Below are 12,359 nucleotides of genomic sequence, written 5' to 3'. Positions count from 1 at the left end.
CCAACCAAAAAAATATGACCGACACGTTTCGCAAACAGCAATGGAAGATGTTACTGCTGACTATGTTCTGCTACTTGTTTTTTTATACAGGCAGACATAATTTCGGTTGGGCAGCGCAGGGAATGGTGACCGACTTTAATGTTCCTTTCGCAACCATAGGGTGGATCAGTTTTGCGATGTTGATGGGATATGCGATCGGGCAATTCGTGAACGGCAATCTGGCCGATCGTTTCAGTGCAAGGATCATGATGCCGCTAGGGGCCTATTTATCCATTGGTACCAATGTGGCCATCAGCTTTGCGCCGTCATTGAACTGGATCATGGTGCTCTGGGCAATGAACGGATTTTTCCAATCTATGGCATGGGCACCCGGAGGAAAAATCATTTCCAACTGGTGGGGAAAAGAAGAGAAGGGGAAAGCTTTTGGCTTTTACACCATGGCCGCAGGACTCTCATCTGTTGTGACATACCTGCTCTCGATTCTGATATTGAAACAAAATATGGAGTGGCGGATGCTTTTCAGGCTCCCGGTCCTGCTGTTGCTGATCACAGCAACATTGTTTTTGATTTTTGCAAAAGACAAACCGTCTGATCTTGGGTTTGAGAATCCGGACGAGAATTTGACGCTCAGGACTGGAATGAAGGAAGATAGCTGGCAGATGCGTTACAAGGACGTGTTGGGAAACATTAGTTTTTTAAGGGTAACGCTTGCTTTTGGTTTTGAAAGCATGGCACGATACGGCTTCATATTCTGGGTCCCTGTGCATTATCTTGGTGGCAACTGGAAAGACAATCCAAATAATTTGTGGGTGACCTTTTTGCTTCCTGTTGGCATGGCAGCAGGTGCCGTGTCATTTGGGAGTTTGTCAGATACGGTTTTTGGGAGGAACCGTGTTGCATCCATTCGTTTTGGAATGCTGTCGAGCGCGTTAATTGCCCTGATCATCTTTATTTCGCCCGCTGAAAACATGGCTTTACAAGCTTTCTTCATGTTGCTTGCCGGATTTTTCGTTTACGGTCCGCAAGCAAACTTCTGGACGTTGTGTCCTGAAATGCTTGGCAACGAACGCACAGGAACCGGCATTGGCCTAATGAATATGACCGGCTATCTCTTCGCAGCCCTGGGCGAGCCGCTGCTTGGCAAAGTAATCGACATTACCGGCAACACGTCCCATATCTTTCTCATCATTGCTTTTATTTGCCTGGTTTCCGCCGGCGCTATTTCCACGGTAAGCAAATCAACGTATATCGCAATGCGTACCTAGCTGTTTTGGTCAAAAAAGTAGAGGACAAGCAGCAGGCAACTTTCATCTGTCTTGTTTTTTGGTACATGAAGCAAACGACCATCGAAAAATAAGGAATCACCTTCCTCTAAAATCAATGTCTGCCCATTAACCCTATATTCAGTTTGTCCTTTGATTACATAAATGAATTCATAAGCATCCGTTGTTACCTCTTCACGGTGCGAGTCAGGAGTGAGCTCGAGGAGCGCAAAATCGATGGTGCTGGCAGGCAGATTACGCATCATCATCCGGCTGTACATAAAGCCCTTGGCGTCTTCTTTCTCAAATGGCGTATAATCTTTTCGCCTGTTTACGAGAATAGTGGGTTCCAATAGACTGAGTCCTTGAAAAAATTCACTAACCTCAATTTCGAGCGATTGTATGATCCCAAGCATTACAGGCAGTGACGGAATCGTTCTTCCATTCTCAATCTGTGAAACCAGCCCCTTGCTGACACCTGATTTGTCGGCCAGTTCCTGCAATGTCAACCGCTTGTCAAGCCGTTTTTGTTTAATACGGCGGCCTACTTCTAAAATAAAAAATCCTCCCATGACACAAGATTAATAAAAATCATCTGCAAGCGCTAACAGGCCCAAATAATACTGTGCCGGTGAAGCCTACACAGACAACATTAGATTGAGAGTTTTAACCTTTATTTACAATTGTTTAGCATTTGTAAATATCTTTTTTTATTTTGATAACATTAACTACCAATAGCATGAAGCACTTAGCTAGATTAATTTTTCTGATACCTTACCTTTTTTTGTCTGTCCTTCAAAATGCATTTGCCCAGGGAAAAGTCGAGCATGTAATCCTGATCGGCTCGGATGGTTTCGGTGCGTATGCATTTGAAAATGCCAAAGTCCCCAACCTGCGCAGGCTCATGCAGGAAGGGTCGTGGAGCTTACAGGCGCGGACTGTCTTACCGTCGTCCAGCGCACCCAACTGGGCTTCGATGGTGATGGGCGCTGGCCCCGAGCTGCATGGCTATACGAAATGGGGCAGCCAGTCGCCCGATCTGCCTGCACGCGTGCTTGACGAATATGGTATGTTCCCGACCATTTATGCTTTGTTAAGAAAGGGAAAACCCAAGAGTGAAATCGGTGTGATCTATGAATGGGACGGGATCGGTTATTTGTTTCCCAAAAAAGCAGTGAACAAAGATCAAAACTGCAATGGTGACAAGGCACTCACAGATGCCGCCACTTCTTATATCAAGGAGAAAAAGCCGAATTTCCTTTTCATCCATCTGCATGATGTGGATAGCGTAGGGCACAATGCCGGGCATGCCACGCCAGACTATTACGCTGCTATTGAACGGACAGATGCCTACATTGGTAACATTATCAAAAGCATTGAGGAAGCTGGTATCATGGAGAAAACAGTGATCATTTTTACAGCCGACCACGGTGGCATCAACAAGGGGCACGGCGCGATTACGATGCAGGAAATGCAGATTCCCTGGATTATTAAAGGCCCCGGCATTCGCAAAAACAACGAAGTAAAAGAAAGTATTATGACTTTTGATACAGCTTCCACCATCGCTGCGATCTTCAAATTGAAACAGCCGCAAGTCTGGATTGGAAGACCAGTGAATGCGGCCTTTAACGGCAAATCGGGACATTAATGAGTTTACGTGTTTTGGCCCTGGTATTAACTGCTGCGGTGCTTCACGCCTGCTGGAATCTGCTTTCAAAAAAAGCCCGGGGCAAAACTCCTTTCATTTGGTTGGTTTACACCGCGAGTAGCATTGTGTATTTGCCGGTTGTCTTGTATCAACTCAGTGAGAGTAACCAACTCATTTCACAAGCATTACTATGGTTTTCCCTAAGCAGTGCGATCTTGCATCTTGCCTATTACATTGTATTGCAGCGGGGTTACAGAAGCGCGGATCTTTCGGTCGTGTATCCGCTTGCGCGGGGAACGGGGCCATTGTTTTCGTCTGCTGCAGCCATTTTATTTATGAGTGAGCATCCGGATTTACGAACGATTTCAGGGTTATTTCTCATCATTGCCGGTGTGCTGGTGATTACCGGACTGAGCTTCGGGACAGGGCAAAACAGGAAAATGACAGCCGGCCTCACCTACGGCGTACTCACCGGATTGTTTATTGCACTTTACACGGTTAATGACGCGATTGCAGTAAAATCCTACACAATATCCCCCTTAGTGCTCACCTTTGGGACCAATCTGCTTGGTGCCGCCTTGCTATTTCCTTTCATTCGTGCTGAGAAAGATGAATTGAAAAGAGAGATCAAGTTGCATAAGTGGGTCATCGTCGCCATTGCGGTTATGAGTCCGGCCGCTTACATGCTGGTTTTGGAGGCGTTGAAATATGCACCATTAACAGTCGTAGCGCCAGCCAGGGAAACCAGTATTTTGCTCGGTGTATTTATGGGTTCACGAGTCTTCGACGAAAAAGATTTGAGAAGAAGGCTCGTAGCGAGTGTTTTGATTTTGGGTGGAATCGTAATGCTAAGCTTAGGCTAAGCATGTATAGACCTGTAATTAGTTGAGAAATAAACACGCGCTTGTGTTAACAATTGTATTTTATTACTTAACATTGACTGTTTCTGGAGCCCGCATTTTCTTTGTGAAAAGAAGATAAAAGTTTCTGCTTATAACACACTTTTTTGTTAACATTTGCTACCCGGTTCAGCTACCAAAAGAATAAGCTCGACGCCGAAGGGATGGAAAGAAAGTTTACCGAAGCACTGGGATATGAAACGCGCAAATTAAATTAATGTTTCCCGCACGGGCACTTACAGATCGGAAAGTCCCGCAAGTGCTTCATATCGGTTTGCCGCATTATTTGCTGTACAGTGGCGACCGTTTCAAAACATATTCCAGCGCATTTTGATAAGCATCTTGCGACTTGAAAAAGGATTTGCGCGACTGGCTGAACATGTTATTGCCTTTGTCGTTGTAGACGTCCAGATTGATCGTGGTTTCGTAATTATTGTAGTTTGTCGCCCTCGAAGAAGCGTAGCCGGTACTTTTTACCTCTTTGTCGTTGAATTTGGTCTTATCAGTGTTTGACGAAGATGCAATGCTCGATTCGGAAGCTTTGTTTAACAAAACAGTTCCGTCGACGATGAATTCGACGCCCAGAATGTTGCAGATATCGTCCATCGTGTAACCTTGGAGTGTTTCTCTGGTGACGCCCGCTTTGATCAGTCTCGCGTTCGTATTGCGTGTGTCAAGGACTTGAAGTACACCGGCGTGTTTACTCAGGAATGTGAAACATGCGCCTTGAACCACGTTGCTGAGTTCATCAGCCGCTTTTTGGCCGTCTTTAATGAATGCGAATGGGAGGATGGCGATTTTATTATGATGATCTGCTAGCCCCGACGCGCCTGCTGCGGAAGCGCTGGCTGGTGCGGATGCAGCCGCAGAACTTAAAGAGGGCTTGTTGAAAATTTCAATTCTGCCGCTGGCATAGGTTATTTTCAGAATATCTGATTTTTTGACCGGGTAAATGAGCGATTCACCGGCATAGGAGAATTTCACGGCATCATCTGTAATCTCGACCACTTTGCCAGCCAGTTCATCGCCGTTCAATTGAAGAATAACATCGTTTTTAGCCGTCTGTTGCGCGAACAATGGTGTGGATAGCAGCAAGAAGAAAATAAAATTGAAAAAGTGTTTCATAGTTAGTTGAGTTAAGAATGAGAGAATTTTCCTTGAATTGATTCGATGATGTGTTGCTGCTACAATTCTGCCAATTCGCGACGTGCTACATAATTTTCCATCAGATACATGTCGGGTATTACGATGCTGGATCCTTTTGTAACGCCGCAGCGGACGTAGTATTCTTTGCCTTTTTCAATATTGAATGTCACTGCATCCTGTTTTTTGGTTTTTCCAAAAAAGCGGTGTTTGCCAAATTCGGTTATTTTGTATTCGAACCGCGAGCCTGCTGAGGCTTTGCCAATTACACCTTTGTCGTCCATCTTGATCTGATAGGATATAATGGCACCTTCAAAGGCTTTGGGGCGATAGAAATGGACAATTGCATAGTCGGCATCCGAAGGAAGAGTCGATTTATTGACGGCTGTTTTATTAGATTCAATTGAAGCGATGGCCGCCGAATCCAGATTCTTGTACAATCTGGCAGTGATGTGATAGCAGCCGTTTCCCATCGCTGGTTTTTTAACCTGAGTCAGCTGAATCAAATTGGCACCCGATTGTCGGGATTGGAATGTGGCGTAGTCCATCAGGTTTTTGTAACCGCAGTTACTGGAAAGTAGCGAGGCGCCCATGACGACCTCCCGTAGAAACTCTGATTTTCCAGGAAGTATTTCATCCGGCTGCAGGATGAAAGTTTTGATGCTGTCTGGGAGCGGATTTGCTCTGAACACAGTGTTCGTTCCGGTAGTTTTGGGCGCGCAGGCCTTTAATGCGCAGCACGCTACAACTAAGAAGTGAGCTATTTTATTCATCCTTTTTAACGAATTTAAGTTGAATATGCCTTTGTCAAAAATTGAAAAAATACAACCTGATACTCTAAACTGGTCATTTCCAAATCTTGTAGAACTAATTTATAATGGCTAATTTTTTTGATCGAATTCCTGACTTGTTAAAATCGAAGCAGAATGGTTACAATTTATTGGCAAATGGTTGCAAAATCCTTTTGGGTTTAGGTTGCAACTGTTTTGTATTTTTCTAATATTTAATAATAGTGAAATTACTTGTTTGAGACGTTCGTGCCGATATATAGTAAGAGGTAAATGCTTGCTCTTGACTAATACGCGGGCTTGTGAATGCGTAGCACCCGGCGCTTTTTATTTCTTAAAATTGGAGTATTCCAAAATCGTTACAGTTGTCGCTTTCTGACCTAAGATCTTAATAACCATTGTAGTATTATCCTTTTTGGGCATATAGCGTTTATCCGCCTCGCTCCATGCAAGTTCAGAGTAAGTGTTTAGTGTAGGCACGTTGAAGGTTTTGATTTTGAACGGTTTTTCATTGACCGTCTCCACCTTGGTGATTTTTCCAATCAGTGTGTTCACCGTCAGATAAACCCGGAAATCCTTGATGAATGCATTGTCTTCGACCAATGAAGCTGGATCAAATTGGTAGCTGATTGTTAGGGCATTACCTTCTTCTTTCTCTATTTTGTAGGTGCTTTCATCGATTTTCATAGGTGGGACCGCAGCTTTGCCATGCTCTTTTCGGAAGCGTTTTATTTCGGTTGTGGACGGATCCTGATCGTCCGCGGAAATCACAGTCCAGCGCTCGGCTTCGGCTTTTGATGGATCGTAGCTTGCCAGGATTACTTTCTGCCTTCCTTCGGTTGTAACTGTTTCTTTCAGGTCGTAAGCATAGTCTTCCGGTTTGGCACGCAACTTTTCATCAAATATCAAGTTTTCCTGAACCTGGTATTTGGCCAATGCGGCCGAAACGGCGTCTTTTTGCGCAATCGCCCGCACACTGGCCAGGCCCAGGATTGTCATTACTAGCGCTTTCTTCATCGCGGATCGATTATTTAGGTTTGTGTTAATGAACTGTTACTTTTTTAGCCATGCCTCGTTCAAAGCACGTTTAGACTCGTCTTTGAACCTAAACCCGTCACCATCGGAATAGTTTTGCTTTACGATTCCTTTCAGTTCCATATCCTCGCCATTCCGGTTCACTTTTACCGTGATCGGGCTTCCTTCTTCGAGGTCATAGCCCATGTAAATGATCCCGTTCAGGTCTTTCGGATCCAGTTTCAACCCGTTTATCTCTACAAAACGGTCATTGTTTTTAATGCCCAGATTATTGTAAAAGTTGTTCGCCCCGTCAACCGAATCGGCCAGAATGTGTGTATTTGTCTTGTCGAGTTTAATGTAAGGCGTGCCTTCGATCATGAAAACAATTGGTTCAGGAAAGGAAACCACTTCTTTCGCAACACCCATTCTTTTTGTAAATGATTCATAATTAATGTGTTCACCTATAACTACATGGTTTTGGAGAAACTCACCAATCGTTGCGCTTGTCAGTTTCGTGATCTCTGGGATCAGCTCTGCATCCTCGAATGCCTTGGTAGGGCCGTAAGTTTTAGAAAGCTCGCTCATCAGCCACAGTAACCCGCGCTCGCCCTTACTTTCTTCCCTGATCAAAATATCCACACACATGGCGATCAGCGCACCTTTTTCGTAGACATTGGGATATTGTGCCTTCATTTTCCTATCTAAAACGTGGCTGCTCATCTCCGTAATAGACAGTTTGTCATCATATCTGCGTGCGTTTTCAACCTTTTTAGCCATCAAGTCATAGAATTGATTGTCATTGATCAAGCCTTGGTTCACCTGAAAAAGATTGGAGAAATATTCGGTCACGCCCTCATAAAACCAAAGGTGCTGGCTCATTTTCGGATCGTTGAAATCGAAATACTGGATTTCCTTTGAATGGACTTTCAGGGGCGTAATGGTGTGAAAAAACTCGTGACTGATGACGTGGATCAGGTCTTTGCTGCGCATCGGATCACGGAATACTGCCACAGTGGAGTTGTTATGTTCCAGCGCGCCCAGGCCCTTTGCGTCATTTTCAGCGCCGGATGAAACGTAGGTGAGCACTGCATATTTCTTCGTATCATTAATGGGCCCGAGAAATTTCTTCTGCGCTCTTACCATTCTTTCCAAGTCCGGACGCAGGTCACTGGCGCGTACGGTACCGCTTTTGGAATACACACCCAGCAGCACCTCCATGCCATTGACATTGAAATTGGAAGTATCAGGCGCCGCATACATAATCGGATTGTCGACCACATCCGGGTAACGGGAAATGTTGAAAACGTCTGATTGCGAGCTGTTATCCATGTCGATCAGCGCCGTTGATCCATATAATCCGGCAGGGTGGGATATGGAGATCTGGTAAGGTTTTTCGAGCTGGTTGGTGAAGTAGCCCACGAACCCGGCCATGTTCAGCATGAACTGCTTTCCGGCGTCAATGTTAGTGCCTGCGGGCGAGAAAATGGTTTTTCCCTCTTCCGTAAATGTGCCGTTATCAGCTTCATTGTCGAACGTATCATTGACGAGATAGGAGACCTTGGCCAACCGTTTTGCGTCTTCGATCATCACCGTATTTGAGTCCGTGCGGGAGGTTTTAAGTTCTTTCCCTTTTTTGTCAAATGCCTTAATGTCGGTTATATAGCGGCCGTAATCGGCAATTGCATATGTTCCGGGAATGATTTTTGGAAAATGGTAGGCAATGGTCGAAGCCGTTTGCTTGGGAGCATCGACGGTCACTTTCACCTGGTCGTATTTAACATCAACGAGGTCAATTGACACATGAACCGAATCGCTTTTCGAGATTTTTCCGCCCGCCTTTTTGCCGGGAGCGCATCCGCAAAACCAAATCAGGGCCAAAGAGAATATGGATATATGCAGCCTCATAATGTTTTTTAGTTGATAAAATGTCTGATCAGCCGGCAATGTACAAACCGCCTTCTGACAAACGTTCAAAGCAGTTCGTCAATGGCACGATCTATGATCTCGTCCCGTTTCAAATTGGTCCAGTCAAAAGAAGCCGGAATGTCGGCAGGGACACCATTTTCGAACGAATTGTTTTTATCAAGCGTCAATCCCTGGGAAATGGAGAACCGGTAAGTCCAGCCGTTTGGCAGCTGCCCGCCATTGGGTAGGCCCAGTCCACCGCCAGTTGTATCACCTACCAGGAAGACATTAGGAAGCGCTTTTGTCGCCAGCGAAGTAAATGAAGCTGCGCTGAATGTGCCTCTGTCAACCAAAACGGCTACTGGCTTCGTGTATCGAATGCCGTCATAAGGTTCAACATAGGCCTCCTGCGGTTCGGTAAAATCATTATGGCCTTTGCCATTTTTCAGTCTGACATAATAAAGCAGCGTTTTCGTCTCAACGAAGCGGCTGAGCAGTTCAAAGACATCCGTCACCGCGCCGCCGCCATTTTCCCGGAGATCGAGGATCAGGCCTTTTGTGTCTTTGTAGCGATCGAGCATGAAATCCATGTTTTTCTTGTCCACCGTACCGGAAAATTCCGGAAAACGAATGTAGCCGATTTGTCCGTTGGCAATAAAATCATGTGAGAAAGGGCCGGATTGGTAAAAGCGACGCGGCAGATAATTGTCCTCTACAATGCGCCAGTCGAAGTTATCCTTTCCTTCGCGCAGCACTCCATAACTTGACACATTGAAATTGGAAACCAGGTTGGTATGGTCGTCTTTCAGCTCATTCAGCATGGAGCCGAGGACTTTGAAAAGGGAGTCGTCCGACATTCCATCGTAAATTTTTGCTGAATAGCGAACCTTTACATCATCCCAGTTTATGCCTTTCAAATCGAAATAGGCATATTTTTCATCGCATTGTGTCCACAGGTAATCAAAGTTCTTCATCGGATCTTTTGACTCGTTTTCTGCGTCAAACAATGCTGATTCACAAGAAAAGAAAAGTAGTCCGACAACGATATATGATAAATGTATGATTCGCTTCATCTTGGTTAGTTGTTTTTAGTGTTGAAAAGTAGCGTTACGCGGAATGTATGACTTGCCATTTCAAAGTCTGCAAAATCCCTTGACGTTTTGTAAGCATCCCAGGCATAGGAAAACCGCCAGCCATTTTTGTTTTTGAGCCAAATGGTGTAATCCAATGTCGTCGCAAGTGAGCTTACCCCGAACGCTTTCACCTGATAGTCTCCCAATAAACCATCGAATCCTGATTTGTTGATAATCTGCCCAATGCCGAGATAGGAATAACCATTACGGACCGAGGCGCCTATCAGACTCGCATTGAGCTTGAAAGACAGGCTTTTCGTCTTCGGTTCTTTGCCGCGTCTGCTGCTTTGTCTTGTGATGTTGCGCGTTGCTTTCAATGTTCCGAACAGGATTGGGAAAGCTTCTATCCCAACCGCACTGTTCATTAATGAGCGGTTAACTCTCAGATTCGCCGTCCCGTTCAGTTCTCCCCCTGCCTTAAAATTCCAGCGCTCCGAACCGTTGCCAAATATCTGATAGAGCCGGGAATGATGAACGGATAAGGTTTTGAGCGCACTTTCCGCAGCGTGCTCATTGTAGTCATTTTCGAGATTACTGGTCAGAAATGCGAAACCCGTCGAAATGTCGCGTCGTTCGCTCATTCGGGATAATGAAACGGCGTACCGATGGGCGATACCTTCATAAAACAAAGGAGAAGTTGCGAAATCCCGGAGACGGGACAGGCCTACACCTGCGGAAAGATCAATGTACCTGGAATTTCCCAGGAAGGCTTGCTCGTCCTGAGCGTGAGCTTTCAGTGAGCCTGTTGTCGTGATCAGTGTTAAAATGATCAGAGTCCAGAAAAGTAGATGCTGTTTCATGCGCAGTTAGTTGGAGATGAGGTGAATGGATTATTAAATTTAAAAAGGTGTGACGTACTCAGTGCAGACCAATTGACAATAAAATTGTATTTTTCATAGTTTTAATTTTGGTAGGCTATGAAGCGGTTTTGACTACCTACGTATTTTCTGTGATTAATAAATATTAAACAATTGGTAAGCTTGGATAAACAAATAAATAGAAATAATTTGTAATCAAGAAATAGTTTATAACTTTTGTTACTACATTTTTGCCGTTATCGTGATTTGGGGACAGAGCAAAATTATTTAAATAGTGCAATTGTGCTATTAACCGATTTTCGTATTACTTTCAAGAAAAACCCTATCCCTGGTTTTCATTATGATCGCGATGAAAGAATCATTCATTTACCGAACCGATGCATTCATTTTGTGCTCGATTTTATTCTCGCTGATGCTGCTTTCCATTTTTCTCGGATTCAAATTTGGGAAAGTCAGGTACAGCCAGGATGAGGAAAGTGCAGGCAACAACACGATCGTCTCTGCATTGTTTGGGTTGCTGGCATTTTTGCTGGCCGTGACTTTCGGCATGAGCGGAAGCAGGTTTGACAGCAGAAGGGATGCCATAATCAATGAATCCAATGCAATAGGGACGGCTGTTTTGCGTGCCGACCTTTATCCGGACTCACTCAGGGCCACATTGCGAAAGAACTTCAAAAGTTATCTGAATGCGCGCATCGACTATTACGAAGCAGGAAGAGATCGCGGTAAAATGGATGAAGCTAACGCCAGGGCAGATGCACAAGAGAAAAATTTATGGCAAACTGCGATGGGCCATGCAAGGACTTCACCTGACTTTTTGAAAACCCAGCCAATGATCCCTGCATTAAACGATATGTTCGATAACGCAACGATCTGCAATACACGTGAAAAGGCCAGGGTGCCCGATCCTATGGTCATATTGTTAATGACGTTGTCCATTGCGAGCGCATTTTATGCAGGCTATATATCTGTGGGAAAAGGAAAGCTGGACTGGTTCATTATTGTAGGGTTTTGCTTGCTTACTTCATTGGTCATCTACATTACACTAGACCTGGACAGGCCAAGAAGAGGTTTGATCAATTTGGACGCAACGCACCAAACTATGCTGGATGTTTTAAAGCTATTATAGAGATTTCTATGGTGTCAGCAGAAAGGATATTTAAAATAATAATTGCTCTTATAGCCTTTTACTTATTCTTTTTTTCATTTGTTTACAAAATCAAATCATCCTTCCTGCCTTGGAATGAAAATGCTCTTCTTCTCTGCCAAGCCTTACGACAAGCAGTTTTTTGACCGGTATAATGCTGAATTTCATTTTGAAATAGAATATCTGGAAACCCATTTTTAAGTCCGCATATTGTCAATGCGGTGGATGAAGATGTCAGAGTGGTTTGTGTGTTTGTTAATGACAAGGTCAATGCGGAAGTAATCGCTGCGCTGGCGGCGAAAGGCGTTCGAATCATTGCGTTACGTCCCTACCAAAAAACTATTGCAACTTTTATTGCAACAAAACAAAAAAGGACTTAGATTTTTTATCTAAGTCCTTGATTTTCAATGTGGGCCCACCTGGAATCGAACCAGGCACCTACTGATTATGAGTCAGTTGCTCTAACCGAATGAGCTATAGGCCCTTATTATATCTACTTCACGTTCAGTAGCTCTAAGCGATCGGCAGACGTTCTGAGGGTAGACGCTTTGTGAGCTATAGGCCCTCGCACCGAAGGCGTGATCGGAGTGCAAAATTAG

The 12,359-nt window shown here is 44.6% G+C and carries 11 protein-coding genes and 1 tRNA gene; 4 read left to right on the top strand and 8 right to left on the bottom strand.

Annotation, left to right across the window (positions count from 1 at the left end; all coding sequences use genetic code 11):
• The first annotated feature begins 14 nt into the window (after positions 1-14).
• Entirely contained in the window at positions 15-1,265 is a 1,251-nt protein-coding gene (locus ON006_RS20275; RefSeq protein ID WP_244823680.1) for an MFS transporter, read from the top strand.
• On the opposite strand, the gene ON006_RS20270 is transcribed toward ON006_RS20275, so the two are convergent.
• Positions 1,262-1,834 (bottom strand): helix-turn-helix domain-containing protein, encoded by a 573-nt coding sequence (locus ON006_RS20270; protein ID WP_244823679.1) that lies wholly within the window; start codon positions 1,832-1,834, stop codon positions 1,262-1,264. The genes ON006_RS20275 and ON006_RS20270 overlap by 4 nt on opposite strands.
• Positions 1,835-2,001: 167 nt before the next feature.
• On the opposite strand from ON006_RS20270, the gene ON006_RS20265 reads away from it, so the two are divergent.
• Positions 2,002-2,910, top strand: a complete 909-nt coding sequence (locus ON006_RS20265; protein WP_244823678.1) for an alkaline phosphatase family protein — start codon at positions 2,002-2,004, stop codon at positions 2,908-2,910.
• Positions 2,910-3,773, top strand: a complete 864-nt coding sequence (locus tag ON006_RS20260; RefSeq protein WP_244823677.1) for a DMT family transporter — start codon at positions 2,910-2,912, stop codon at positions 3,771-3,773. The genes ON006_RS20265 and ON006_RS20260 overlap by 1 nt, the downstream gene beginning before the upstream one ends.
• A gap of 318 nt (positions 3,774-4,091) precedes the next feature.
• Here the strand turns inward: ON006_RS20260 and ON006_RS20255 are convergent, their stop codons facing one another.
• The 6 genes from ON006_RS20255 to ON006_RS20230 form a co-directional block, all read right to left on the bottom strand.
• Positions 4,092-4,934: a hypothetical protein gene (locus ON006_RS20255; protein ID WP_244823676.1), complete on the bottom strand. Its 843-nt coding sequence runs from the start codon at positions 4,932-4,934 to the stop codon at positions 4,092-4,094.
• 59 nt (positions 4,935-4,993) lie between these two features.
• Positions 4,994-5,725 carry a hypothetical protein gene (locus tag ON006_RS20250; RefSeq protein WP_244823675.1) on the bottom strand — a complete coding sequence of 244 codons (732 nt, stop codon included), beginning with the start codon at positions 5,723-5,725 and terminating at the stop codon, positions 4,994-4,996.
• Between the two features lie 342 nt (positions 5,726-6,067).
• Entirely contained in the window at positions 6,068-6,757 is a 690-nt protein-coding gene (locus ON006_RS20245) for a M61 family metallopeptidase (RefSeq protein WP_244823674.1), read from the bottom strand.
• A 36-nt stretch (positions 6,758-6,793) separates the two neighbouring features.
• Positions 6,794-8,662, bottom strand: coding sequence for a M61 family metallopeptidase (locus ON006_RS20240; RefSeq protein ID WP_244823673.1), 1,869 nt, complete (start codon positions 8,660-8,662; stop codon positions 6,794-6,796).
• A 65-nt stretch (positions 8,663-8,727) separates the two neighbouring features.
• Positions 8,728-9,735 (bottom strand): S41 family peptidase, encoded by a 1,008-nt coding sequence (locus ON006_RS20235; protein ID WP_244823672.1) that lies wholly within the window; start codon positions 9,733-9,735, stop codon positions 8,728-8,730.
• A gap of 5 nt (positions 9,736-9,740) precedes the next feature.
• Positions 9,741-10,595, bottom strand: a complete 855-nt coding sequence (locus ON006_RS20230; protein WP_244823671.1) for a hypothetical protein — start codon at positions 10,593-10,595, stop codon at positions 9,741-9,743.
• Between the two features lie 367 nt (positions 10,596-10,962).
• Between ON006_RS20230 and ON006_RS20225 the strand changes: the two genes are divergently transcribed.
• Positions 10,963-11,742, top strand: coding sequence for a bestrophin-like domain (locus ON006_RS20225; protein ID WP_244823670.1), 780 nt, complete (start codon positions 10,963-10,965; stop codon positions 11,740-11,742).
• Between the two features lie 428 nt (positions 11,743-12,170).
• Here the strand turns inward: ON006_RS20225 and ON006_RS20220 are convergent.
• Positions 12,171-12,244 (bottom strand) — tRNA-Ile (locus ON006_RS20220).
• Positions 12,245-12,359: the final 115 nt, after the last annotated feature.

Origin of the sequence: Dyadobacter pollutisoli, from assembly GCF_026625565.1 — a bacterium.
GTDB lineage: Bacteria > Bacteroidota > Bacteroidia > Cytophagales > Spirosomataceae > Dyadobacter > Dyadobacter pollutisoli.
This window is presented reverse-complemented; position numbering and strand designations above follow the sequence as displayed.